Consider the following 26,124-nt stretch of genomic DNA (forward strand, 5'->3'; position numbering starts at 1 on the left):
TTCAGGTGAGGAGGTGGGAGGCGTCGGCGCCGATGATGTCGCCGACCTCGTGCCAGAGGGCGGCGGGCACATCGATGCCCGCATTCTCGACGAGCTCGTCGACGCGCTGAGGAGCGGAGACCCCGACGACCGTGGAGGTGATGCGGGGATCGCGGGTGGAGAACTGGAGGGCGACCGCCGGCAGCGGGACGCCGTGACGCGCGCACGCCTCGCGGAGCCGTGCGGTCGTGGCGACGATCTCCGGGCTCGGCGGCCGGTACTGGTACGTGGGCCGTGCGGCGGCCGGTCGCGCCAGGATGCCGCTGGCATACGGAGCGGCGTTCACGAAGGCGACGCCGCTCTCGATCGCATGGTCGATGAGCGAGTCGGCCGACCGATCCAGCAGCGTGTAGCGGTTGTGGTTCAGCAGCACGTCGAAGACGCCGAGATCGACGTACCGACGCATCTCGTCGAGGTCGCCGCCCGCGACGCCGATCGCGTCGACGAGGCCATCCCGCTTCAGGGAGACCATCGCCTCGACCGCGCTGTTCGGACCGACCATCGTGTCGAAGTCGAACCACTCGGGGTCGTGCAGGTAGTAGACGCCGAAACGCGCACCGCCCAGCCTCTCCGTGCTCTCCTGGAACGACCGGTGCACGCGGTCGCCGGAGAACCCGCCGTCACCGGGGAGCGGGTCGGCCTTCGTGGCGATCACGAAGTCGTCCGGAACGCCGCCGGCGTCGGCGAGCGCCCGCCCGATCCGCCGCTCGCTCTCTCCGCCCGAGTACTGGTTGGAGGTGTCGATCGACCGGACGGGGCTCTCGAGAAGGTGTCGCACGGTGCGGATCGCCGTGCTCTCGTCGACGTCGTAGCCGTACGTCTGCGCCATACCGCCGAGCGGGCTCGCCCCGACGCACAGCGGGGGCAGGACGCGCGCTGTCATCCCTTGATTCCTCCCGAGACGAGGTCCAGACGCCAGTATCGCTGCAACGACAGCACGAGCGCCACGAGCGGGATGATCGAGATCGCGGCCCCGGTGATCGCCACCGAGTAGAGCGCCGGGCTTCCCGATCCCTTCGACAGGAGCGTGAACAGGCCGACGGTGAGCGGGTAGAGGTCCTGATCGGACAGCATGATGTACGGCAGCAGGAAGTTGTTCCAGGTGCCGATGAAGTGCAGCAGGAACACGGTCACCATGCCCGGCACCATCAGGGGCAGCACGATCATCCGGAAGATGCGCCACTCACCGGCGCCGTCGATGCGTGCCGCCTCGAGGGTCTCCTGAGGAACGGCCGACATCGCGTAGACACGACAGAGGTAGATGCCGAACGGGCTGACGATGCTCGGCAGCAGCACCGACCACTGCGTTCCGGTGAGGCCCACGGTCGACATCAGCAGGTACTGCGGCACGGCCAGCACGATGCCGGGGATGAGGATGCCGACGAGGAAGCCGAAGAAGATCGCGTTGCGCCCGCGGAAGCTGTACTTCGCCAGAGCGAATCCGGCCATCGCGGAGACGAAGACGGAGAGCACCGAGGCCACGCCGGAGTAGAGCAGGGAGTTCAGGCACCAGAGCAGGTACTGGCCGTCCTCATAGGTGAAGACCTCGACCAGGTTCTCCCAGAGACCGCTTCCCGGCGCGAAGGTGAAGGTGGTGAAGAGCTCGCTGCGGGACTTGGTCGCCGCGGTGAACACCCACGCCACCGGGATCAGGCAGTAGATGGCGCCGACGATCAGGACGATCGTCGGGAGCACGCCCCAGCCGCCCTGACGGCTGCGCTCGCTCGCGCGCCGAGAGCGTGCGGACCGGTTCTTCTCGTCGCCGAGGACGATCGATCGCGTCATCGTCGAGGTCATGATTCCATTCCGTTCCGTCGGCGGTTCACGAGCCGGAGGACGAGCGCCGACACCAGCACCGTGCCGACCGCGAGAAGTGTGGATGCTGCCGCAGCCTGCGGCAGATTGTCCGTGCCGAACGCATCTCGGTAGATGGCCATGAGCGGCACCCAGCCGGCGGAGATCGTGCTGGTCATCGGCCGCAGCGTCGCCGGCTCGCTGTAGAGCTGGATCGTCCCGATGAGAGAGAAGAAGCCCGTGAGCACGAGGGCCGGAGCCACCAGGGGGATCTTGATCCGCCAGGCGATCTGCAGCTCGTTCGCGCCGTCCAGGCGCGCCGACTCGTAGATGTCGGCGGGGATGCCGCGCAGCGAGGTGTAGATGATGATCATGTTGAAGCCGACGCCGCCCCAGATGGCGATGTTCGCCAGCGACCCGAAGATGCCCGATTCCTCGAGGAACGGGATCGATCCGAGCCCGGCAGCCTTGGTCAAGTAGGAGAACGGACTCGTGCTCGGCAGGTACATGAAGCCCCAGAGCAGCGCCGCCACGACACCGGGCACCGCGTAGGGGATGAAGATCGCCGTCCGGCTGAAGCGCTTGGCGCGGACCGCCGGCGCGTCCAGCAGGAGTGCGAAGAGCAGGGCGAGGCCGAGCGTCAGCGGGATCGCGATGACGCCGTAGATCAGCAGTCTTCCGAATCCGGCGAGGAACGTCTCGTCCTGCAGCACGGCGAGATAGTTCTCAAACCAGACGAAGACGTCCTGCTTGCGCCCGAGCGCTCCTCCCGTCACCCGGTAGGCGCGCAGGCTGAGCCAGATCGCGTAGGCGACGGGGATCACCGTGAAGACGATGTACAGCACGATCGCCGGCGTCGTGAAGAAGTACGGCGCGAGCCGGTTCGACTTCGCCCTTCTGGGCTTCGACGATGCCGCCGGTTTCGCGGCCCGTCGCGGAGATGCGGTGGTCACTTTCTTGCCTCGCTTCTGTCTGCGGTCGGCTGGCGGGAGGAGTGCCGACCCTGTCGACACCCCTCTCCGGTCAGTCGTTCGTGACGGTGAAACCGCTCTTGACCATGTCGTCGATCACGGCCTTCTGGGTGGCGATGAACGCGTCACGCCAGGGAGTGCCGTTGTCGATGGCCTTCTGCAGCTCGTCCGCGAACACCGTTCGTGCGAGGTTCACGTTCGGACCCCAGGTGACCGGGATCGTGTCGGCCGAGATCTCGGCCGCGACGGCGTAGAAGTCGGTCTGCTGCGGCATCAGGGCCGGCGGGTCGTTGCTCTCGGTCATCTCCTGGCCGACGATCGCCGCCGGGTAGAGCGACTGCGTGTTGATCATGAGCTCGTTGCCCTCTTCCGAGGCGTTCAGCCACTTGGCGAACTTCGCCGCCTCCTCGGGGTGGTCGCTGCTCGTGGTCACCACGAGTGCGGATCCGCCCTGGTACGGCACGGCCGCGTCGCCCTCGGTCCACTGCGGGAGCGGAGCCATCGCCCACCCGCCGCTCGTGTCGGCCGCGACGTTCTCGATCACGCTGGGAGCCCAGACGGCGGAGGGCCAGGAGAGCATCGTCCCGTTGTTCAGCGCCGCGTTGTACTCCGGCGTCAGAAGCGGGTCGGTGCTGACCAGGCCGTCTTCGACGAGCGCCTGGAAGAAGTCGGCGACCTCGAGCGAAGGCTCGTCGGCGATGCCGACGGTCCACTCGTCGCCCTCGCTCGACCACCACTGCCCACCGGCCTGGGTGGAGACGCCGGCCCAGAATCCGAACTCGGCAGGCGGGAGTGCGGCGATCACCGTCGCGGGATCGGCAGCCTTCACGGCCTCGGCGGCCGTGCGGAACTCCGCCCACGTCGTGGGCGGAGTCACCCCGAGCTCCTCGAACCGATCGGCGCGGTAGACGTTCGCCATCGGCCCGACGTCCTGCGGGATGCCGTACACGACGCCGCCGAAGGTGGTCTGCGCCCAGGTGCCCTCCGTGAACGCATCCTCGACATCGCCCACGTACTCGGTGATGTCGGCGGGAACATCCGCGACGATCATGGCGGGAAGGGTCGTGTACTCGACGAGCGCGACATCCGGCGCGTTCCCCGCACGGTTGGCGGTCAGCAGCTTGGCCGAGGAGTCGGTCCCGCCTCCGGCATCCGTGTACTTGACCTGGATGTCCGGGTTCTCCTTGTTCCACTGGTCGACGACGTCCTGCGAGTTCGAGGCCCACGCCCAGTACTCGAGCTGCACGGGACCGTCGCTGTTCGCGTCGGAACCTGAGCAGCCGGCCAGTCCGGCGACACCGATGATGGCAAGACCCGCCACGGCGGCGGCAAGCGGTCGATGAGTGCGCATCAACATCTCCTTTGATTGCTGTGTGCGCCGGACTGTCTCCGGCATCGGGACCGGTCACAATGCCGGCTCACCTAGATTGCCGCCGCGGGGCGTGTTTGTCAACAAGTGAAACTAACTTCGGAATTCTTCGTTACGGCATGATGGGGATGAACGAAGAGAGAACTGCGATGACGAAGAGCTCCGCACCCCCTCCTGCCGCGACCACCGCGTGGCCGAGACTGAACCACGGAGAGCGCGAGACGCTGCGCGAGGTCCTGATCCACGGTCCACTCCCCCGCGCGGAGATCGCTCGCCGCCTCGGGGTCTCGCGAGCCAGCCTCACGCGCGTCACGCGCAGCCTCCTCGAACACGGCCTCATCATCGAGGGGGCGACGGAGCAGCGCGCGTGGACGGGGCGACCGAGCGAGCTGTTCGACATCGCTCCGACCGCCCGGCACTTCTTCGGCGTCAAGCTCACCGGCGACACCATCTTCGCCGCCGTCATCGATCTCGGTGCTCACGAGGTCGCCACCGTCGAGGAGGCCCTGACGTCGCGCGACGTGGCCGACGTCGTGAAGAGGATCGTCGCGATCTACACCGAGCTGTCCGGAGCGTTCGACGACATCGTCGCCGGCGGAGTGTGCGTCGCCGGCGACCTGACCCAGGACAGGAAGCTCGTCGTCGACTCGCCATTCCTCGGCTGGAAAGACGTGCCGCTCGCCCGAATTCTCACGGATGAACTGGGGATTCCCATGGCGACGGAGAACGATGTCCGCGCTCTCACGGCCACGGAGCACTGGTTCGGGGCAGGGGCGGGATGCTCGTCGCTGGCGCTCATCACGGTGGGCGCGGGAATCGGTTTCGGATTCGTGATCGACGACCGTCTCGTCGCCGGCCACCACGGCAGGGCGGGGCGCCTCGATCACCTGAGGATCGACGACGCCGGCCCGTTCTGCCCGGAAGGCCACCGCGGCTGCGCGTCGGTCTATCTCACCAACGAGTCGATCGTCCGGTCGCTGAACGGTGCCGCCGCCGACTACACCGAGGCCGTCAAACTGGCGCGCGGCGGGCACCCCGCGGCGCTGCGTGCGTTCCGCGATGCGGGCACCGCGCTGGGCACGCTCATCGCGACGGCGGCCAACGGGATCGACCCCCAGAAGATCATCCTCACCGGCGACGGCCTGCCGGTGTGGGAGATCGCCGAGCCCGAGATCCGCGCGGCGATCGACGAGGTCCTGAGCGCCGGATCCGAGCCCCTCGAGCTCGACGTCCAGCCGTTCCAGTTCAACGAGTGGGCGCGCGCGGCGGCTGTCCTCGGCATCCGCACCGTCCTCCGCTTCTAGCGGGCGTTAGTTTCACTTGTTGACAAACGCGCGGATTCGCACCAGGCTGTGACGGCCGGGGGCGTTCGCCTCCGAGCCGTCGAAGCACGGACTCTCCGAGGAAAGCGCAGCACCCATGACAGCGACCGACCTCCGATCGGATGACACGAGGCTGGAACTGCCCCGACCTCAGCACCACGCCCTCCGCGGAGGCGGTGTGGAGGTGTCCGTGATGTCCGCCCCCGATCGTCTCCCGGAGATCCTGCACTGGGGCGCACCCCTCGGCGCCGCCGACCGGGAGGAGCTCGTGCTGTCCTCGCGCCGGCAGGTGTCGCCGAGCGCGCTCGACGCGGAGTGGCCGATCACTCTTCTCCCGAGCGAACACGACGGGTGGGAGGGGCGGCCCGGATTCGCGGCCCACCGGTCGGGACGGATCTGCCTGCCGAGATGGACCGTGGTCGCGATCGACGGCGACGAGACGGAACTGCTCGTCACCGCGCGGGCCGAGGGTCTCGAGCTGCGCACGGAGATGCGGCTCGACGACGCGGGAGTCCTCCGCGTGACGCACGAGATCCGCAACACCGGCGACGATGATCTCGAGCTTCTCGCGCTCGAGACGACGATGCCGGTCGGCGACCTCGCCGCCGACGCGCTCGACTTCTCCGGCCGATGGACCAGGGAGCGCAGCCCGCAGCGCAGTCGTCTTCTCGAGGGCAGCCGCGTGCGCGAATCCCGCCGCGGCCGCACCGGCCACGACTCCCCCCTGCTGCTGGCTCTCGGCACCTCGGACTTCGGCGACCGGACCGGCGAGGTGTGGGCGGCGCATCTCGCGTGGAGCGCCGACTCCGTCTACCGTCAGGACGCACTCCCGGAGGCGCCGACCCTCCTCGGTGCCGGGCCGCTGCTGCGCGCGGGCGAGGTCGTCCTCGCTCCGGGAGACCGGTTCCGTGCTCCGACTGCCGTCTTCGTCTGGAGCGATCGCGGGCTCGACGGGATCGGTGCGCGGTTACACTCGTCGCTCCGTACCCGCGACGGACATCCCTCGACACGTCCGGTCACCCTCAACACCTGGGAAGCGGTGTACTTCCACCACGACATCGATCGCCTCCGCACCCTCGCCGAGACGGCATCCGACATCGGAGTGGAGCGCTTCGTCCTCGACGACGGATGGTTCCGGGGGCGGCGCAGCGACGTGGCCGGCCTCGGCGACTGGAGCGTCGACGCGGAGATCTGGCCGCACGGGCTCCACCCGCTCGCCGATGAGGTGCGCAGCCTCGGGATGCAGTTCGGGCTCTGGTTCGAGCCCGAGATGGTCAACGTCGACTCCGACCTCGCGCGCGAGCATCCCGACTGGCTGCTGCAGGACCCCGACGCGGGCGTGCGCACGTGGCGGAACCAGTACGTGCTGGACGTCGCCAACCCGGCCGTCTTCGCGTATCTGCGGGACTCGATCTCCTCCGTCGTGAGCGAGTACGAGCTGGACTACATCAAGTGGGACCAGAACCGCGATCTCATCGAGGCGGTCCACGACGGACGAGCCGCGGTGCACCGCCACACGCTCGCGGTCTACGAGCTCCTCGACGCCGTGCGCCGCGCGCATCCGGGCCTGGAGATCGAGGCGTGCGCGTCGGGCGGAGCGCGCGTCGACCTCGGTGTGCTCGAGCACACCGATCGCGTCTGGGCGTCGGACACCAACGACCCCATCGAGCGTCTCGACATCCAGCGATGGACGGAGCTGCTCCTGCCGCTCGAGCTGATCGGCTCGCACGTCGGGCCGCCGGTCACCCACACCACACGTCGCGAGACGGGCCTCGGCCTGCGCATCGCGGTCGCGCTCTTCGGCTCCTTCGGGATCGAGTGGGACATCACGGAGTGCTCGCCCGACGAGCTCGATCAGATGCGCGACGGCATCGCCGCCTACCGACGGCTCCGTGGCCTGCTGCACAGCGGTGTCCTCGCGCATCCCGAGGGAGGCGACGAGGGCCTGCGCGTCACGTCGGTCACTTCGCCGGATGCGAGTCGTGCGGTGATCAGGGTCGCGCGGGTGACCAGTTCCGATCGCGCGCTTCCGCGACTTCTCCGCATCCCCGACCTCGATCCGGAGGCGCAGTACCTCGTGCGGCCGGTCCCCGAACTGCGGATGCCGCGGGCGATCGAACCCACGCCTCCGCCGTGGATGGATCGCGGGCACGTGGTGCTCACCGGCGCGGCGCTCGCGCAGCGCGGCATCCGTCTGCCCCTGCTGGGACCGGGTCAGGCTCTCGTGCTCGAAGCGGAGCGGGTGCCGGCGGAGGACTGACGCGGATGCCGGCGGCGATCAGCACGTCGGATCGCCGCCGGTACCGCGGCTACTCGCGGATGACGACGACAGCACCCGCAGCCACCGGCACTCGATCGGTGTGCGCGGATCCGGTCAGCAGGTCGGTCCCCGATGCCTCTGCCCAGCCCTCTTCATCGGTGTGGTTGATGAGGAAGAGGTAGGACGCATCGGCGGAGCTCCGTCGCACGGCCTCGACACCGGGTGACACGACGGCGGTCGGAGCGACCGACGCCTCGGCCAGCAGGCGGTCGACCAGCTCGGTCAGACCCGTCTCGTCGAGGTCGGTCGACAGGTACCACGCCGTTCCGGCGCCGACCTGCCGGCGCGTGAGAGCGGGGTGTCCGGCGAGCGGGCCCTCGGCGTAACCCGCGACGATCTCGACGTCGTCCTCCGGCTGCGGATGCCGCAGCCGCTCCGACCACCGGCGTCCGGTCCAGCCGTTGTCCAGGGCGAAGGTCCGCTGCTCCTCGAGCGGGAAGAACTCCTCGCTCGTCACGCCGACGAGGGAGCGGAACGCGCCCGGATACCCGCCGATGTGCACGGTGCCTGCCTCATCGACGATGCCCGAGAACCAGGTCACGAGCACGGTGCCACCCGCCTCGACATACTCGTGCAGGGCGCGCGCGTTCTCCTCCGACACCAGGTAGAGCCCCGGAACGATCACGAGCCGGTAGTCGCCCAGCGGCGACCACGGCGCCACGACATCCGCCGTCACCGCACGTTCGAACAGCGCGTTGTGCACGGCCCGCGCGGTGTCGGCGTAGCGGAGGTTGTTGGCGGGTTTGAGACCCGACCGCAGCGCCCAGCCCGCCTCGTTGTCGTGGAGCAGTGCCACTTCCGCCGGGGCGACGACCGTGTCCCGCACCTCGGCGAGCGCGGCGAGCTGCGCACCGAGTGCGACGATGTCGCGGAACACCCGGGTGTCCTTGCCCGCGTGGGGCAGCATCGCGGAGTGGAACTGCTCGGTGCCGGACTTCGATGCGCGCCACTGGAAGAACATCGCACTGTTGGAGCCGCGCGCGACATGCGCGAGCGCGTGCCGGCTGATCTCCCCCGGAGCCTTCGGCTGGTTGATCGGATGCCAGCTCGACGCACCGGTCGCGTGCTCCATGAGCATCCACGGCCGACCTCCCGACATGCCGCGCATGCGGTCCCCGCTGAACGCGAGATCCTGGTGCTTCCGCGGATCAGGGCCGAACGTGTAGTGGTCGTTCGCCACGATGTCCATCTCGTCGGCCCACCGGGTGTAGTCGACCACGTCGGGACCGAGACCGACCATGAAGTTGGTGGTGATGGGGAGTTCCGGGGTGAACCGCTGCAGCGCCTCCTTCTCGGCGCGGTACTGCGCGAGGAGCTCGTCGGACGAGAAGCGCTCGTAGTCGAGGAGATGCCCCGGATTGTGCGCCGTGACGCCCCACGGAGTCGTCACCTCCTCGAACGAAGAGTAGCTGTTGCCCCAGAACGCCATGCCCCAGGCCGCGTTCAGAGCCTCGACCGTGACGTACTTCTCTGCCACCCACTCGCGGAATCGGGCGTTCGAGACGGGGCAGTGGCAGCGCGCGTTCCCGCCGCCGAGTTCGTTGCTCACATGCCACATCAGCACGGCCGGGTGACCGGCCACGTGTTCGGCGAGGCGCTCGACGATGCGCACGGCGTACTTCCGGAAGACCGTGGACGAAGGGCACCAGCCCAGCCGGCCGCCGGGGGCGAGGGGATGCCCGTGGATGTCCTGCGGCAGGATCTCGGGGTGCAGACGGTGCAGCCACATCGGCACCGCGGCGGTGGGCGTCGCGAGGTCGACCGCGATGCCGTTCTCGTGCAGCAGATCGAGCATCCGGTCGAGCCATGAGAAGTCGAAGACACCCTCGCGCGGCTCGTGCACCACCCAGGAGAACACGCCGAGCGTCACGAGGTTCACACCCGCTTCGCGCATCAGCTCCATGTCCTCGAGCACGACATCCCACGACCACTGCTCGGGGCTGTAGTCGCCTCCGAACGAGAGTCCTTCGGTCGGCCACTCGACGATCCGGCGAGGGCCGTCGTCCAGGGTCTCGGTGCTACTGGTCATCGGGGGTCCTCTCGGGGGAAGGGGCGGGGGATGTCCACGTCACGCGCAGAACGCGGGCGGTCGGTGCCGGCACGGCGACGGTGACGGCGAGCTCTCCGGCCGCCGCGTCCCACCGCCAAGACCAGCCGTCGGCGGAATCGGGGAAGAAGGCCTCGACCTCGATCTCCTCGCCGCGATGGAACGGCAGCGGGATCACGACCTCGTCGGCGGCACCGGGGCGCCGCCACAGGCTCACCAGCGCGGAGCCGGCGGGTTCGCGAAGCCCCAGTGCGACCCACGGGGTCTCCCAGGCGGGAAGGCCCAGCGGCCAGAACGGCACGGCTCGCTCGATGGTCGTCAGCACGCGGCGGTGCGCGTCCACGGCGGCGCGGACGAGCGCCTGCTCGTCCGCCGTCATCCGATTGAGATAGCCGGAGAGGTACAGGCGACCGAGGATGCCGTTCACCAGCGCGAAGACCATCTCCTCGCGCGAGCTGCCGGCGACCGGATACGCCCAGTTCCCGGCCTGCTCGGGAAGCATCGCGGCGGGTGCGGCCGCGGCGATCGTCGCGTACATCACCGGATCCTGCTGGTCGGAGGTGGACTGCAGATGCAGCCGCGACAGCATCGCCTGGTCCAGGCGCATCGCGCCCGACGCGCAGCTCTCGATCAGGAGCTCCGGATGCCGCGCCTGCCAGCCGTCGATCACGGCGAGGAGGGCGCGGTTGTGCTCCAGGAGTCCGGCGCCCGGCGCGAGGCCACCGGCATCCGTCCCCGGTCCGGTCATGGTGTTGTCGTCCATCTTGATGAAGCCGATGCCGTAGTCGGCCACCAGGCGATCAACGACTGCGTCGACGTGGCCGCGGGCCGCCGGGTCGCGCAGATCCAGCAGATGGCGGCCATGCTCGGCCAGTCGCACCCCGCCGCGGGAGAAGAACGCCGAGTCGGGGAGCGCCCTCCCCGAGGATGCGACGGCGAGCGGAGAGCGGACGCCGATCACCTCCGGCTCCAGCCACAGCCCCGCGACCATCCCGTGCGAACGGATCCGGTCGATGACCTCCTCGATGCCGCCAGGGAATCGGCGAGCAGCGGGGCGCCATTCCCCCACCGAGTCCCACCAGCTCCCGTCCGCGTACCAGCCCGCGTCGATGCAGAAGATGTCGACACCCGCCGCGGCCGCCGCGTCGATGAGCGGCAGCAGCTTCTCGGTCGTCGGATCGCCCATGAGCGTGTTCATGTAGTCGTTGAAGACGACGGGCAGACGACGATCCGCGGCGCGCACGTGCCGGACGGCCCGACGCTGCCACGTCATCCGCGAAAGCACCTCGTCCATTCCCCCGGACGCGACGACGACCGACGCCGGCACGCTCGTGAACGAGTCGCCCGGCCGCAGTCGCACGCTCCACTGGTTGTCCTGATCGGTCGGGCCGGTGAGCAGCAGATAGGCGCCGTGCCGGGTCTCCCCGATCTCGAAGCCCCAGGGGCCGTTGTGCTCGATCTGCCAGGCGAGGGCGTAGTCGCCGGACTCCGCGAGGAGCGCCGCCGTCGGAACATGCTCGCCGCTGGACCACGAACCCCGATCGGCGACGTGTATCCGGCTGCGCGGAGGGTGATGCTGCAGGTCGCGATCGATGCGCGCGAGCCCGGAGTCTCGGAGCGAGCGTGTCGACCAGCGCCCCTCGCTCACCCAGTCGTTCGCGGCGGACGCGAGCTGGAACCCGTCGACGTCGGGAGCCTCCGTCAGGAACGCCCCGGTGGCGAAGGTCGAGACGAAGTCGAGCACGATCGAGGCGGCCTCGACACCGCCCGCCGGCGACGGCGCATACGAGACCTCCGACCAGGTCCGGAATCCTCCGACACCGGGAGTCACCTCGAAGACGCTCGTCACGGCGAGCCCCGTCTCCTCATCGCGTTGGCGGATGCGCAGCGTGTGTTCCTCGACGACATGCGACTCGTGGCGGAGCCGCGCGCCGATGACCGTGTCCACGTTGCGGAAGCCCCCGGGAAAGCGCCCGTGCCCGAACGCCGAGATCTCGACGAGCGGCTGCCGGAGGGCAGGCGCCAGCACGGCGGCTCCTGCTCGCGACGTGCCAGGAGCCCCCAGCCCGATGAGCGACACCGGCGCGTCCCGTCCGATCGCGAACACGAGTTCGAGCGCGTCGTCACCCCAGACGAGAACGTCGTCGCCGGGTCGGCCGAGCTCCTCAGGCACGGGCCGGTTCCCGCTCCGAGCCCTCCCAGGACTGCGTGAAGTGGTTGTAGCAGATGGAGTTGTCCAGAGTCGAGCGGTCGGGAGCGGCCTCACTCGACACGACCTTCCCGATCTTCTCCGGGTCGGGCGCGGCGATCGCGAGCAGGCGCGTGTAGCCGTGCTGCGGGTTGAGGATGACGTCATCGGCAGGCCCGCGCTCCACGACTCGGCCGTGGTACAGCACGAGGATCTCGTCGGAGAAGTGCCGGGCGGTCGCGAGGTCGTGCGTGATGTACAGCAGCGCCAGGTTGTCCTCGCGCTGCAGTCGTCCGAGCAGGTTGAGCACGCCGAGGCGGATCGACACGTCGAGCATCGACACCGGCTCGTCGGCGATCAGGACCTCGGCACCCGGTGCGAGGGCACGGGCGATCGCGACGCGCTGTCGCTGGCCGCCCGAGAGCTCGTGCGGGCGCCGGATCGCGACGTCCTCCGCCGGTGTGAGGTTCACCCGATCGAGCATGCTCAGCACCTTCTCGTGCACCGCCACCGTGCCGGAGGCGCGACGGTGGATGCGGATGGGGCGTGCGATGTGATGCTCGATGCTGTGGAACGGGTTCAGCGACGCGAACGGGTCCTGGAACACCATCTGCACGTGCCGGCGGTAGAGCGAGCGCGGCATCGGCGTGCCGTCGTCGAGCGTGACGTCGATCTGCCCCGACGTCGGCTTCTCGAGCCGGGACAGCATCCGCGCGATCGTCGACTTGCCCGACCCCGACTCGCCGACGAGAGCGATCGTCCGTCCGGGGACGAGGTCGAACGAGACCCCGTCCACCGCGCGGAACGCGCCGCGGCGCAGACCCTTCCTGATCGTGTAGTCCTTCGTCAGATCGGTCACTCGGATCGTGGTCATGAGCGCTGCACCTGTCCCTCGTCGTCGCCGGTTCGGATGAATGCCCCGCGCGATCCGCTGAGGCTCGGGAAGGAGGAGAGCAGCTGCCGGGTGTACTCGTGCTCCGGCGCACGGTAGATCCGATCGGCCGTGCCGAGCTCGACGATCTCGCCGCGCAGCATGATGGCGATGCGGTCGCTGATCTCCAGCAGCAGCGGCAGGTCGTGCGTGATGAAGATGACCGCGAAGTCGAGCTCGTCGCGCAGCCGCACGATCTCCCGCAGGATGTCCCGCTGCACGACGACATCCAGGGCGGTCGTGGGCTCGTCCATGATCATGACCTGGGGCTCGAGCAGCATCGCCATGGCGATCATGACGCGCTGCCGCATGCCTCCGGAGAGCTCGTGCGGATAGGAGTGCAGGCGGCGACGGTCCACCCCGACCCGCTCGAGCACATCGCCAGCGCGCTGGGTGCGCTCCTTCTTCGACATCTCCGAGCGGTGGGTCAGCAAGACGTCGTCCAGCTGGGCGCGCACCGTCGTCACCGGGTTAAGGGCGTTCATCGCCCCTTGGAACACCATCGACAGCTTCGTCCAGCGGAAGGCCCGGAGCTGATCCTCGTCCAGCGCCAGCAGGTCGAGGTCGCTGCCGTCGCGATCATGGAAGGTGATGCTGCCCGACGAGATGCGGGCCGGGGGCTTGTGGAGCCGGTTGATCGCGTAGGCCAGCGTGGTCTTCCCGCATCCGGATTCCCCGGCGAGGCCGAGGATCTCGCCCGGAGCGAGAGAGAAGGACGCGTTCTTCACCGCCGTGACGGGGTGGTCGACCTCGTAGACGACCGACAGGTCCTCGATGCTGATCACGGCCGGCCGGTCCGAACCGGTCCGCGTGCGGGTCTCCTCCGAGATCGTCATGCGGCTGCCTTCCTCTCCCGCGTCACGCGAGAGCGCTCGAGACGGGCGGCGACCCTGGCGCGCTTGCGGTGCAGCCGGACGTTCTTGAGTTTCGGGTTGATGATCTCGTCGATCGAGAAGTTGATCAGCGACAGCCCCATGCCGAACAGCGCGATGATGAGGCCGGGCGGCACGAACCACCACCACGCGCCCAGGGAGAGCGCGAAGCCGTTCTGCGCGTAGAACAGCATGGTGCCGAGAGTCGACGAGTTCGAGGCGCCGAGGCCGAGGAACGAGAGCCCCGCCTCACCGAGGATCGCCGCGATCACGGCAAAGACGAACTGCGACGCGAGCACGGGGAGCAGGTTCGGCAGGATCTCGACGGCGATCACACGACCGGCGCGCTCTCCGGCCACCCGGGATGCCGCGACGTAGTCGCGATTGCGGATGGAGAGTGTCTGCGCACGCAGCACACGGCTGGACGCCGCCCACCCGGTGATGGCGAGGACGACCGCGATCGTCCAGAGACCGCGCTGCGCCTGCGGGACGAATCCCGAGATCACGATCACGAGCGGCAGTCCGGGGATCACCAGGAAGACGTTCGAGAAGAGGGAGAACGCCTCATCCGCGAACCCGCCGATGTACGCCCCCAGGATGCCGAAGAAGGCGGACAGGATCGTCGCGAGCACGCCGACGATGAGGCCGATCTGCAGGGAGCCGGCCGTCGCGAAGGCCAACTGCGCGAACACGTCCTGTCCGGTCTGCGTCGTACCGAGGATGTGCTCGGCGCTCGGCGGCTGCAGACCCGAGTCCCGGATGGTCGTCGGATCCTGCACGAGGAGCGGTCCGATGATGCCGAACAGGGCGATGCCGCCGACGAGCACGAGACCGAAGGCGAGCCACGGCGTCATGGTGGGGAGCATCATCCGCCACGGCGAGCGCGGCTTCCTGCCCCGTTCGGCGGCGGCCGTGGCCAGGGCCATGGTCGCATCGGGGACGTTGGGCTCGGTGCGGGGAGCGAGGTTCGTCATCGGCTGAGTCCTTCCGGGAAGAGCAGCGCGCGGATCGGCACCGGCGTCATCGCCGCCGACATCAGGCGTTCACCCGCGTGCGAGGGTCGATGAGCCCGTAGAACAGATCGACGATGAGGTTGGCGACCAGGACGGCCAGGGTGATGAAGAGGAACAGCCCCTGCATCAGCGCGTAGTCGTTGTTGGTGACGGCCGAGAGCAGCTTCGATCCGATGCCGGGGTAGGAGAAGACCTGCTCGGTGACGATGGAGCCGGAGACGACGAACCCGAGGGAGATGGCGAAGCCGGCGACCGAGGGCAGCACGGCGTTGCGGGCCGCGTAGTGGCGGAGGATCCGCCCCGGGCTGAGCCCCTTCGCCTGCGCGGTGAGGATGTAGTCCTCGGAGAGGGTCGACACCATCATGTTGCGCATCCCGAGCAGCCATCCGCCGACCGAGGCGATCACGATCGTCAGCGCGGGGAGGAATCCGTATTGGATCGCCGAGGCGATGAACTCCCACGAGAACCCGGGGTCCAGGATCACGTCGTACCCGCCCTGCGAGGGGAAGAGCTTGAGCGTCGATGCGAAGAAGTACACGAGCAGCAGCGCCAGCCAGAAGTACGGGACGGCGGCGAGCAGCGTGGTCGCGGGGATCAGCGAGTCGAGCCAGGTCCCCGGCTTCCAGCCGACGATGGCCCCGAGCGCCACCCCGATGACCGTGGCGAGGACCGTGGACACGCCCACGAGCATGATGGTCCAGGGCAGCGAGGTGTTGATCACCTCGATGACGGGCGTCGGGAAGTAGCTGACCGAGACCCCGAGGTCGCCCCGGAAGATGTTGATCAGATAGTTCCAGTACTGGACGAGCAGCGGTTCCGAGGAATCGCCACCGAGAAGGAGCTCGTAGGCCTTGCGCGTGTCCGGGGTGACGATGCCGCCCCGTTGCTGCAGCTTGGCCAGCAAGATGTCGACGGGGTTCCCCGGCAGCAGCCGCGGAATCAGGAAGTTGAGGGTCAGCGCCGCCCAGAGGGCGATGAGATAGAACCCCAGCTTTCGGACGAAGTAGTTCACAGCATCCGTCCCTGTCCCCGCTCGCCGCGCTCCTTCTCGGTGACGATCACGATCACTCCCCCGCCGGCTTCAGCGACTTGAAGATCTGCGCGTTGTCCGGCGAGGCCCAGACCGCCGGGAACGCGTAGAGGTCGTCCTGCGTCGGCCATCCGGTGAACTTGTCGACGTTGAACTCGCTGGTCGTGCCACCCGTCAGGACGGGGATGTACGGCATCGCGGCGACGATCTTCTCCTGGATGATGTCGAACTGCACCTGTCGCGTCTCGGCGTCCTCCGGGTTGGTCGCCTTGAGCACTGCGAGTGCGGCGTCCACGTCCGGGTCGCTGAATCGGGCGACGTTCTGCGGCGCGACCTCACCGACGGGTGCCGTGAAGGCCGTGTTGAAGTACTTGTCGTAGAGGTAGTAGGGGTCGGACGCGGCGCCTTGGCCGAGCGAGTCGATCGCCAGCTGGTACGTGCCCTTGCCCTTCTTGTCTGTCCACTCGTTCCACGACGACTGCGAGACGCGCAGATCGATTCCGGCGGCCTTGAGCTGCTGCGCCATCGTGTCGATCGCGGTGATGTAGTCGGTCCAGCCGGTCACGACCTCCACGGTCAGGGAGAGCGTCTCGCCGTCCTTCGCGTAGATGCCGTCCGATCCCTTCGCCCAGCCGGCGGCCTCGAGGATCTCGGCAGCCGTGTCGGGGTCGGCGGCACCGGGCGCGACGGGCTCGGCGACGGCGGACGAGATCAGGTCCTTCTGCGTCGTGGTGAGCGCGAACGTCGGCGAGATCTCGCTCGCGGTGTTCTGGAATGCCAGCGAGTTGACCTGATCGCGGTTCAGCGCGGCGTACACGGCCTGGCGCACGGCAGGATCCGTCTGCGGACCCGTGCAGCCGAGCTCGGCGCTCGAGCAGGTGAGCAGTGCGACCTGGTTCTGCGGGATGGTGATCGCGTCGTATCCGGGGTAGGTCGTGGACACGTTCTCGATGTCGGGCACCGGGCCCGTCTGCCAGTCGATCGTGCCGGCCTTGAGCGCGTCCACGCCGGCGGTGTTGCCGGACAGCGAGAGGTAGCGGATCGCCTTCACCGCGGGGGCGCCGTCCCAGTAGTCCTCGTTGGCTGCGAGCGTGAACGCCTGCGGCTTGAAGTTGTCGAGCGTGTACGGACCCGTGCCGACCGGCTTCTCCATCACGTCGGTCGTGGGGTCGATCCCGGACCAGATGTGCTCGGGCACGATCGGGGTGCGGCCGAGCAGGGTCGGCCCGCTCACGAACGCGGGGTGGTCCCAGGTGAACACGACGTGCGTGTCGTCGGTGGCCTCGACGGTCCCGTCGAAGCCACCGTTGTTCAACGAGGGCGTGTCGAGGAGCAGCTGGAAGGTGAACGCCACGTCGTCGGCGGTGAAGTCCTCGCCGTCCGACCAGGTGACGCCCTCGCGCAACGTGACGGAGAGCTGCGTGCCGTCCTCGTTCCAGGTGTACTCGGTGCCGAGCAGAGGCGTGTACGCCTCGGTGTTCACGTTCGTGACGAAGAAGAGCGACTCGAAGATCGTGCCGATTCCGCCGATCTGCGACGGCGAGTAGGGGTTGAAGTTGATCTGATAGTCGCCGGACTGCCCCGTGTACGCGATCAGGGTGTCCGCCGATCCGGAGGCGGAACCGCCGGATGCCGGCGCGCAGCCCGCGAGCAGGAGGGTGGTGGCCATCGCGGCCGAGGCTCCCGCCAGGGCCATCCGGATGCCGGCGCGTGGGCGCTTCGTGCTGAGGAACATCGTCGTCCTTTCCCAGGCGCGCCACCCGAGGGGTTGTCCGCGCCGACTGTGTGAGTGGAAGGAATCTCCATCTACCGCCCTCATTGTTACGTAGGTAAACTAAGTCCGTCAAGCACTTCCAGAAATCGACCGGACGGATCCCGTCCGAGAGGGCACCATGACTGATCTCGTTACTCCGGATGTCCGCGGCGATGAGGCCGCGCATCCTCCACCCCCCTCGCGGCTCGCGCATCTGCGCGGCGACGGGGTGTCTCTCGTCATCGACACCGCGTCGGCGCCGGGCGCTCAGGGCGCCTCGTCCGCCATGCCCCAGGTGCTGTTCTGGGGAGCCGATCTCGGCGACCTCGACGACCTCGATCCCGGAGAGATCGTCGCGGCGATGAGCCGACAGGAGGCCGCGGGCACGCTCGACGCCGCATGGCAGGTGTCGCTGCTGCCTCTCGAAGGAGAAGGCTGGGGCGGGCGTCCCGGGCTGAGCGCCGGCGTCGACGGCACCCCCGTCCACCCGCGCTGGGCGAGCATCGAGTGCTCGACCGACCCCGACGGTCGCCGATTCTCCGTCATCGCGGAAGATGTCGGCAACGGGCTGCAGCTGGACTCCGCCGTCGCCGTCGAGGCCGGCGGCATCGTCACCGTGACGCACACCGTCACGCGCACGGCAGACGACGCGAGCGCTCTCGTGATCGAGTGGCTGGAGGCCACGCTCCCGACCCCGAAGGCCGTCGACCACCTGACCACGTTCGCGGGCCGATGGACGCGGGAGAAGGTGCCGACGACCAGCAGGATCCCTCGCGGGGCGACCACGCGACAGACGAGGCGCGGGCGCGGCGGACACGACGCCCCCATGCTCTCGATCGTCTCGATCGATCGGCCGCGCGATCGCAGCGGCGAGCTCTGGGCCGTCCACCTCGGCTGGAGCGCCGACTGCACCTACCGGAACGACCGGATGCCCGACTCCGTCGACGTGCTGGGCGCCGGTGAACTGCTGCGCACGGGCGAGATCGCGCTCGGTCCCGGAGAGTCGTACACGACCCCCACCGCCTACTTCGCCTGGTCGGGAGCAGGTCTCGACGGACTGTCGGAGCGGTTCCACCGGTTCGAACGGGCGCGCCCGAACCATCCGCATTCGCCGCGGCCGCTCGTGCTGAACACCTGGGAGGCCGTGTACTTCGATCACGACCCCGCCTTCCTCTTCGCGCTAACCGATCTCGCCGCGACGGTCGGCGTCGAGAGGTTCGTGCTCGACGACGGCTGGTTCCTCGGACGCCGCAGCGACATCAGGGGGCTCGGCGACTGGTTCGTCGACCGCGCGGTCTGGCCCGACGGCCTGGGTCCGCTCGCCGACCGCGTGCACGAGCGGGGGATGGAGTTCGGGCTGTGGTTCGAGCCGGAGATGATCAATCTCGATTCGGAGCTCGCGCGCCGGCATCCCGAATGGCTCCTGCATCCGCGCGATCATCTGCCGACGCCCGCGCACCTCTCCTGGCGCACCCAGTACGTTCTCGACCTCGCTCGTGAAGACGCCTACGCGTACATCCTCGGCAGCCTCGACGCCCTGGTGACGGAGCTCGGCATCGACTTCATCAAGTGGGATCACAATCGCGATCTGGTCGAGGCGGTGCACGACGGCCGTCCCGGCACGCACGCGCAGACCCGCGCGGTGTACCGGATGATGGCGGAGCTGAAGTCACGGCATCCGGGTCTCGAGATCGAGTCCTGCTCCTCCGGCGGCGCGCGCAGCGACCTGGGCATCCTCGAGGTCGCCGACCGCGTCTGGGCGAGCGACTCCAACGATCCGATCGAGCGTCAGGACATCCAGCGGTGGACGCAGCTGCTGCTCGCTCCCGAGCTCGTGGGCGGTCACGTCGGTCCGACGACGGCCCACTCGACGGGACGCACGACGCCGCTGTCGTTCCGGCTCGCCACCAGCCTGATGGGCTCGGCGGGCTTCGAGTGGAACATCGCGGAGTGCACGCCCGAGGAGCTCGAGGTCATCACCCGATGGTCTGCGCTGTACAAGGAGCTCCGTTCGGTGATCCACACGGGGACGGCCGTGCACGCTGACGTGCGCGACCCCGCGCTCCGCGTCGTCGGCGCCGTCGCTCCCGACCGCGCGGAGGCCGTGTTCACGATCGCGAGTGTCGCGACGCTCGAGGACTCGCTTCCCGAGCGGATCCGGCTGCACGGGCTCGACGAGGACGCGATCTACGACGTGCGGGTGCGCGACGAGATCGGCGCCTCACGGCACGGCTTCGCGACCCCCGCCTGGCTGTCGAGCGGCACCGTCGGCCTGACCGGCTCGTTCCTCGACACGGTCGGGCTGCAGATCCCACCGCTGTGGCCCGCACAGGCGATCATCCTCCACCTCACGCGCCGCTGAGGCTGAGGTGGAGGGGCGCCGAGGTCGGTCAGTCGTTCTGATCGACCTCGGCGCCGCTCATAGGCTGCCGATCTGCCGCCGCACCTCGTCGAGGGTGCGCATCACCGCGAGGGAATCATCCAGGGAGTGCAGCGGCGACTGCGTCCGGCCCTCGGCGAGGTACGTCGCGACGGCTGCCGCCTGCCACGCCAGCCCGTCTCGCCCGACCAGGCCGCTCTCGTCGCGCCACCGCACTTCGTCACCGCCCCGTGCGATGCGCAGCTCGGCGGGAAAGACGAAGCTCGTCTCGAAGTGAACGCTTCCCGTCGACCCGTGGACGGCTGCCAGGCCGGGGGTGTCGATCGTGCAGGACGCGCTCACCGCCGCGTGCGCGCCCCGCTCGTTCTCGAGGAGGATCACCGCCTCCGTCTCGACGCCGGTGGGAGCCAGCGAACCTCGGGCGGAGACGGCGGTCGCCGCGCCGAGCACGGAGTGCGCGAACCACAGGCTGTACACGCCGGCGTCGATCATCACCCCGCCGCCGGCGGCCGGATCGAAGTTGCGATCGGCCGGGTCGTACTTCCACTGCCACCCGAGGTGCGCGGTGGCGAGTCGCACGTCACCGAGCTCCCCTTCAGCCAGGAGCTGGGCGACGAGATGCGACTGTGGCAGGTACCGCGACCACATCGCCTCCATCGCGAAGACCCCGGCGGCGCGCGCCGCATCCGCGATCTCCTCCGCCTGCGCGGCGTTCAGAGCGATGGGCTTCTCGATGAGGACGTGCTTGCCTGCCGCGATGGTCGCGAGCGCCAGCGGATGGTGCTGCGCATGGGGAGCGGCGATGTACACGACGTCCACGTCGGGGTCCTGCAGAAGAGCGTCCTGACCTTCGTAGTGTCTCGGAATACCGTGTCGTGCAGCGAAGGCCGCGGAGCGATCCGCCGACCGCGAGGCGACGGCGAGCACGCGCTGGTCGGTGTGCCGGTGCAGCGCACTCACCCAGTCCTCGGCGATCCCGCCCGGGGCGAGCACCCCCCAACGGGCGACGGGGCCGCCTCGCAGGGGGATGATCGTCGGTGTCGGAAGGCTGATCATTCGCGCTCCCCCACTCAGCCGACCTGATCCGCGAGAACGCTGCGGCCGCGGTGCAGGGAGTTCGCGTGCCGCAGCACGGTCGGCGCGAGGAGGCCAGCGCGGTCGAGTGCGGAGTCGGTCGTCACGCGGAACACCGCGCGCTCCCCGGCGAGCAGCGTCACCATGCCCCGGTCGACGCGCGCGGCGGCGTCGAAGCGATCGACGAGAAGGGTGATGTCGCGGACGTAGCTGCGCGCGGTGACCTCGACGAGCACGATGCCGTCCTCGGCATCCGCTTCGCCGATCTCCGCCTCGAGCGGCTCCGGGTCGAGCGCCTGATCCACGATCTCGACCGGATTGTGGATCGCGGTGGCGAACCCGTCCAGCTGCGCGGTGAGGATCTCGCGGGCGCTGTCGCCGAAGGCGGCGAGCTCCGTCGGGATCGTCACCGTCGTCTCTCCCCGGGCGGGGACGGATGCCGACACCACGGTCTCCGCGAGCACGGTGCCGTCGAAGAGCGTCCGCTGCAGTCGGATGTCGCCGGTCCACGGCTCGTCGGTGTCGTTCAGCACGATGAGCGCCAGGCCCTCGTCGCGCGGCTGGAACGTCGCGAGCCGCGGCTCGTAGACGTCGCGGAGCGTGTACCAGAGGGGCTTCCGGTGCTCGGCGAAGTCCACAGCGGCCCAGGAGACGACGGGCCAGTTGTCGTTCAGCTGCCACACGATGGCACCGGTGTTGCTCGGCGACAGCGAGCGGAAGTGCTCGATCCCGAAGCGGACGGCGGCGGCCTGGTTGAGCTGCGTCGCCCAGTGCCATTCGTCGATCGTGCGGGGCTCGGGCAGATGCCCCTGCATGCCGCGCTCGAGCTTCAGGTTGCCGTCGTTCGCCTTCTGGTGCACCAGCATCTGCGCGCCGTACGGCTCGAGGGGCTCGTCGTGCACGACGTCGACCAGCGTCGACCACGCCGGCGGGCCCTGGAAGCCGAACTCCGAGACGAACCGCGGGCGGTGACTGCGGTAGACCGAGTAGTCGACGGTGTTCCACACGTCCCAGATGTGCATCGTGCCATGGGCGGCGTCGTTCGGATGGAGCGCCTCATCGAACGAGTACGGGCTCGCGGGCGAGTAGAAGCGGCTCGGGTCGAGCTCGGCCACGAGACCCGGGAGGAGCGAGAGGTAGTAGCCGAGCCCCCAGGTGCGACCCTCGAGCCTCTCCTGCCAGCCCCAGTCGTAGTAGCCCCAGATGTTCTCGTTGTTGCCGTTCCAGATGACCAGCGACGGATGCGGGCTGAGTCGCGTGATCGCTTCGCGTGCCTCGGCCTCGACCTCGACGGCGAGCCATTCCTCCTCGGCGTAGGCGGCGCAGGCGAAGAGGAAGTCCTGCCACACCAGGATGCCCGCCTCGTCGCATGCCGCGTAGAAGTCGTCGGACTCGTAGATCCCCCCGCCCCAGACGCGGAGGAGGTTCATGTTCGCCTCCGAGGCGTCGCGGACCCGGCGGCGGTAGCGGTCGGCGTCGACCTCGGCGAGGAAGGCGTGATCGGGGATCCAGTTGGCACCCCGCACCTGGATGATCTCGTCGTTGACGCGGAGCACGAAGGGCGAGCCCTCGGCGTCGGGAGCCGTGTCGACGTGCACGGTGCGGAATCCGATCCGGGACGACCAGTGCGCGACCGGCGTGGATGCCTGCGCGACCTGGACGTCGACGTCGTAGAGGGGCTGATCGCCATGCCCGATCGGCCACCAGACATCGACATCGGGCACCTCGAGCTCGAGGCGCACCTCCGTGGTTCCCGCCTCGACCGCCTGATCCGCGGTGACGCCGGCGACGGATGCCGCGACTTCCCAGGGGCCCTCGGCGGAGGCATCGGCCCACTCCAGCGCGACGCGCGCGTCGAGGCGGCCGTCGACGCCATCGGCACGGTGCGACAGGCCGACGAGGGGACGGACCGACGCGATGCGCGCGCCCGACCAGCTGTCGAGTCCGATCGGCTTCCAGATCCCGCTGGTGGCGACATCGATGCCCCAGTCCCAGCCGAAGTTGGATGCCGTCTTGCGGAGCGCGTTGTAGGGGTGGTGGTTCGTGTGCGGGCGCGGTCCGTGGGCGGCGCTGCGAGCCTCGGCCTCGGCGACGGGCGAGGCGAAGGTGATCACCAGGCTGTTCTCGCCGTCGACGAGGTGCGGGCGCACGTCGAAGCGGTAGCTGCGGTGCTGGTTCTCGGTGCGGCCGACCACCGCGCCGTTGAGCTCGATCGTGGCGACCGTGTCGAGTCCTTCGGCGACCAGATCGTGTCGATCGGACCCGTCGTCCTGCCAGTCGAATCGAGTCTCGTAGCGCCAGACCGTGCTCCCGATCCACTGCTGCTCGGCCTCGTTGTCGCCGTCGAACGGCGGTGCGATCAGCCCGGCGGCGAGCAGATCGGTATGCGCGCATCCGGGGACCGTAGCCGGGATCGATGCGCCGCGAACCGCGTCGGGAACGGGTCCGTCTGCGGCCGTGAGGGTCCAGTTTTCGTGCAGGGGGCGGAATGCCATGAGCGTCCTTGCGTCGGGGGCCGAATCAACGTTCTTACTGCTGCTACTTTATTACATAGGTTAACAAAGTCGGTAGAGTCATCGGGAGATATGATCCGGATGTCAGTGGATCGAAAGCGGGACAGGTGGCAGACGCACGAGGCGGTTCGGCATTCGATGCCTGGCCCTACCTGACCGGCGTGGAACGCGGCGCGCTGCGCGAGCTCCTCATCCATGGCGCACTCCCCCGCGCCGAGATCGCGCGTCGCATCAATGTATCCCGAGCCAGCCTGACACGCGCCTCGCGCGTGCTGATGGAGCACTCGCTCGTGGCCGAGGACGAGATCGCGCTCCGCGGAGCCATGGGACGACCGAGCGAGATGCTCGTCATCCGCGAGGACACTCACCATCTTCTCGGGATCAAGCTCACCGGAGATTCGGTCTTCGCCGTCGTCACCGATCTGCGCGCCCGCAGCGTCGCCGAGGTCGAGGAGCGGCTCGTCTCGACATCCGTCGAGGACACCGTCGACCAGATCGCGGCCATCCACGCGCGCTTCGCCCGCACGTTCGGCGACATCCGCGCCGCGGGGATCTGTCTGGCCGGTGACCTCGCACAGATCGACGGCCGGCAGATCGTCGTGGCGTCCTACTTCCTGCGCTGGCACGATGTGCCGCTGGCCGAGCTCCTCGAGCAGCGCCTCGGCATTCCGGTCACCGCCGACAACGACGTGCGGGCGCTCACCGCGGCAGAGCACTGGTTCGGGGCCGGGGCGGGATGCGATTCGCTCGCGCTGGTCACCGTCGGCGCCGGCATCGGCTTCGGGCTGGTCGTCGAGGGACGGGTCGTCACCGGGCACAACGGTCGCGCCGGGCAGCTGGATCATCTCATCGTGGACTCGAACGGCCCGACCTGCGGCCTCGGCCACCACGGCTGTGCGAGCGCCTATCTTCCGAGCGCGAGCATCGTGACGGCGATCGGCGTCGAGGGCCTCGACTACCCGGGAGCGGTGGAGCTCGCCCGCGCAGGAGACCCGGTGGCCACGCGCGCGTTCGATGCTGCGGCGCGCGCCCTCGGTCTGATGATCGGCACGATCATCAACGGCCTCGACCCGGAGAAGATCGTGCTCACCGGCGACGGCCTCGCCGTGATGGACGTCTCCGGCGACGAGGTCATGCGCGCGATCGACGCCACACGTCTGCCGAGCGACCTGCCCATCCCCCTGGATGTGCAGCCGTTCGAGTTCACCGAGTGGGCGCGCGCCGGAGCCGTCGTCGCGATCCGGCGCCTGCTGCGGTTCTAGGGCGCAACTAGCGATCGGGTCATCGGCCGATCTGGAAGTCGTCCGGGACGGGAACATCGGAGTGACGCGCGGTCCGCGCGTCACGTTCCAGGCCGGAGCGCTGGGTGAGGATGCCGTAGAGCTCGGGGCGGCGACCCAGGAGCCACCGGCGGCCGGTCGACAGCGGAAGTAGCTCCAGGTCGAGGTCGGCGGTCACCACCGCTTCGTCGGCGACGGGTGTCTCGGCCACGATCCTCCCGTACGGGTCGATGATCATCGCGTTCCCGGTGCGGATCTCGTCGTCGTCGGGGCCGATGCCGTCAGAAGGCCCGGAACTCAGATGAGTTCCGGGCTTTTCCCTGTCAGGCTCGAAGTCCGAGTCGGTCGATGATCTCGGCGACCTTCACCCGCCCCTGCGGGTTCAGCCCCTGCACCGGACGCGGAAGACAATCCGAGCTCACCAGTTCAAGGCATTCGGCGATCGCCGCGGTCACCCGATAGCTGCCGTACTCCGCGAACAGATCCCACAGTGGCTGCAGGCGCGCTGACTCCGCCGTCGCGGCCGCGTGGTCACCGCTCTGCGCGGCGCGAGTGATGGCGAGTGCCGGCTCGGGGAGCGTGCCGCCGATGACCGAGTACCAGGCATCGCATCCGGCGTTCAGACCTGTCGCCGCGAACCAGTCTCCGGAGACGCCGATGGTCACCGTGCTCGGGACGCGCACACGGATCGAATCCACCCGTGCGGCCGCATCCTTCGGCGCCGACGGAACCCCGGGGATCTTGATCGACGCGACGTGCGGCAGCGTCGCTATCCGCGCGTACAGGTCGTCCGTGAACGTGACATGCGTGGTACCGGGGTTGTCGTAGACGACGAGCGGGACCGAGAGCCCCGCGGTGACGTCTTCGAACAGCCCGTACACCTCGTCGACGGTGAGCGCCTGGTAGGTCACGGGTGCGAGCAGCACGGCGCTCGCCCCTGCCTCCTGCGCGTCGTCGGCGAGCCGCTGCACCTGCGAGGTGCGCAGGGCTCCGATGCCGACCATGACCGGTACGTCGCCCGCCTGCGTCGCGGCTGCGCGTGCGACCCGGCGGCGCTCCTCGCGGTCCAGGTACATGTAGGAGCCGGTCGACCCGAGCGCGGTGATCGAATCCACGCCCGCCGAGGCGAGGCGTTCGATCAGACCGGCGTACGAAGCCTCGTCGAACGCGCCATCACGCAGGGGCGTCAGAGGGAAGGCGCTCAGGCCGTCCAGTTCCACCACGATGC

At 69.0% G+C, this 26,124-nt stretch carries 19 protein-coding genes; 4 read left to right on the forward strand and 15 right to left on the reverse strand.

Annotated features, from left to right (window positions below):
• Window position 1 precedes the first annotated feature (1 nt).
• The 4 genes from ABD648_RS08700 to ABD648_RS08715 all read right to left on the reverse strand — a co-directional run bounded on the left by ABD648_RS08700 (window position 2) and on the right by ABD648_RS08715 (window position 4,155).
• Window positions 2–922, reverse strand: a complete 921-nt coding sequence (locus tag ABD648_RS08700) for an aldo/keto reductase (protein WP_282214568.1) — start codon at window positions 920–922, stop codon at window positions 2–4.
• Window positions 919–1,836, reverse strand: coding sequence for a carbohydrate ABC transporter permease (locus ABD648_RS08705; RefSeq protein WP_282214569.1), 918 nt, complete (start codon window positions 1,834–1,836; stop codon window positions 919–921). Before ABD648_RS08705 ends, ABD648_RS08700 begins: the two co-directional genes overlap by 4 nt.
• The gene (locus ABD648_RS08710; RefSeq protein WP_282214570.1) at window positions 1,833–2,786 is read right to left on the reverse strand and encodes a carbohydrate ABC transporter permease; all 954 of its coding nucleotides are present in this window, start codon (window positions 2,784–2,786) and stop codon (window positions 1,833–1,835) included. The genes ABD648_RS08705 and ABD648_RS08710 overlap by 4 nt, the downstream gene beginning before the upstream one ends.
• 70 nt (window positions 2,787–2,856) lie before the next feature.
• On the reverse strand, window positions 2,857–4,155 hold the full coding sequence (locus ABD648_RS08715; protein ID WP_282214571.1) for an ABC transporter substrate-binding protein: 1,299 nt from the start codon (window positions 4,153–4,155) through the stop codon (window positions 2,857–2,859).
• A 167-nt stretch (window positions 4,156–4,322) separates the two neighbouring features.
• On the opposite strand from ABD648_RS08715, the gene ABD648_RS08720 reads away from it, so the two are divergent.
• Window positions 4,323–5,477, forward strand: a complete 1,155-nt coding sequence (locus ABD648_RS08720) for an ROK family transcriptional regulator (protein ID WP_282214572.1) — start codon at window positions 4,323–4,325, stop codon at window positions 5,475–5,477.
• A gap of 211 nt (window positions 5,478–5,688) precedes the next feature.
• On the forward strand, window positions 5,689–7,755 hold the full coding sequence (locus ABD648_RS08725; protein WP_282214573.1) for an alpha-galactosidase: 2,067 nt from the start codon (window positions 5,689–5,691) through the stop codon (window positions 7,753–7,755).
• A 49-nt stretch (window positions 7,756–7,804) separates the two neighbouring features.
• On the opposite strand, the gene ABD648_RS08730 is transcribed toward ABD648_RS08725, so the two are convergent.
• The 7 genes from ABD648_RS08730 to ABD648_RS08760 form a co-directional block, all read right to left on the reverse strand.
• A complete protein-coding gene (locus ABD648_RS08730) occupies window positions 7,805–9,844 on the reverse strand; it encodes a beta-galactosidase (RefSeq protein ID WP_282214574.1) in 2,040 nt (679 codons plus the stop codon).
• Complete coding sequence (locus tag ABD648_RS08735) at window positions 9,834–12,035, reverse strand: glycoside hydrolase family 36 protein (protein WP_282214575.1); 2,202 nt, start codon at window positions 12,033–12,035, stop codon at window positions 9,834–9,836. Before ABD648_RS08735 ends, ABD648_RS08730 begins: the two co-directional genes overlap by 11 nt.
• Window positions 12,028–12,924: an ABC transporter ATP-binding protein gene (locus ABD648_RS08740; protein ID WP_282214576.1), complete on the reverse strand. Its 897-nt coding sequence runs from the start codon at window positions 12,922–12,924 to the stop codon at window positions 12,028–12,030. The genes ABD648_RS08735 and ABD648_RS08740 overlap by 8 nt, the downstream gene beginning before the upstream one ends.
• Window positions 12,921–13,817 (reverse strand): ABC transporter ATP-binding protein, encoded by an 897-nt coding sequence (locus ABD648_RS08745; RefSeq protein ID WP_282214577.1) that lies wholly within the window; start codon window positions 13,815–13,817, stop codon window positions 12,921–12,923. The genes ABD648_RS08740 and ABD648_RS08745 overlap by 4 nt, the downstream gene beginning before the upstream one ends.
• Window positions 13,814–14,827, reverse strand: a complete 1,014-nt coding sequence (locus tag ABD648_RS08750) for an ABC transporter permease (protein ID WP_282214578.1) — start codon at window positions 14,825–14,827, stop codon at window positions 13,814–13,816. Before ABD648_RS08750 ends, ABD648_RS08745 begins: the two co-directional genes overlap by 4 nt.
• Window positions 14,828–14,888: 61 nt before the next feature.
• Complete coding sequence (locus tag ABD648_RS08755) at window positions 14,889–15,878, reverse strand: ABC transporter permease (protein WP_282214579.1); 990 nt, start codon at window positions 15,876–15,878, stop codon at window positions 14,889–14,891.
• Between the two features lie 52 nt (window positions 15,879–15,930).
• Window positions 15,931–17,631, reverse strand: coding sequence for an ABC transporter substrate-binding protein (locus ABD648_RS08760; RefSeq protein WP_282214580.1), 1,701 nt, complete (start codon window positions 17,629–17,631; stop codon window positions 15,931–15,933).
• 157 nt (window positions 17,632–17,788) lie between these two features.
• On the opposite strand from ABD648_RS08760, the gene ABD648_RS08765 reads away from it, so the two are divergent.
• Complete coding sequence (locus ABD648_RS08765; RefSeq protein ID WP_282214581.1) at window positions 17,789–20,011, forward strand: alpha-galactosidase; 2,223 nt, start codon at window positions 17,789–17,791, stop codon at window positions 20,009–20,011.
• Window positions 20,012–20,068: 57 nt separating this feature from the next.
• Here the strand turns inward: ABD648_RS08765 and ABD648_RS08770 are convergent, their stop codons facing one another.
• Together ABD648_RS08770 and ABD648_RS08775 are read right to left on the reverse strand one after the other, a co-directional pair.
• Entirely contained in the window at window positions 20,069–21,085 is a 1,017-nt protein-coding gene (locus ABD648_RS08770) for a Gfo/Idh/MocA family protein (RefSeq protein WP_282214582.1), read from the reverse strand.
• Between the two features lie 14 nt (window positions 21,086–21,099).
• Entirely contained in the window at window positions 21,100–23,598 is a 2,499-nt protein-coding gene (locus ABD648_RS08775; protein ID WP_282214583.1) for a glycoside hydrolase family 2 protein, read from the reverse strand.
• Between the two features lie 125 nt (window positions 23,599–23,723).
• On the opposite strand from ABD648_RS08775, the gene ABD648_RS08780 reads away from it, so the two are divergent.
• Window positions 23,724–24,878, forward strand: coding sequence for an ROK family transcriptional regulator (locus ABD648_RS08780; protein WP_282214584.1), 1,155 nt, complete (start codon window positions 23,724–23,726; stop codon window positions 24,876–24,878).
• Window positions 24,879–24,897: 19 nt separating this feature from the next.
• On the opposite strand, the gene ABD648_RS08785 is transcribed toward ABD648_RS08780, so the two are convergent.
• Together ABD648_RS08785 and ABD648_RS08790 are read right to left on the reverse strand one after the other, a co-directional pair.
• Window positions 24,898–25,107, reverse strand: a complete 210-nt coding sequence (locus ABD648_RS08785) for a hypothetical protein (RefSeq protein WP_282214585.1) — start codon at window positions 25,105–25,107, stop codon at window positions 24,898–24,900.
• 112 nt (window positions 25,108–25,219) lie between these two features.
• Window positions 25,220–26,122 carry a dihydrodipicolinate synthase family protein gene (locus ABD648_RS08790; protein WP_282217525.1) on the reverse strand — a complete coding sequence of 301 codons (903 nt, stop codon included), beginning with the start codon at window positions 26,120–26,122 and terminating at the stop codon, window positions 25,220–25,222.
• Window positions 26,123–26,124: the final 2 nt, after the last annotated feature.

The organism is Microbacterium luteolum (assembly GCF_039533965.1).
GTDB lineage: Bacteria > Actinomycetota > Actinomycetes > Actinomycetales > Microbacteriaceae > Microbacterium > Microbacterium luteolum.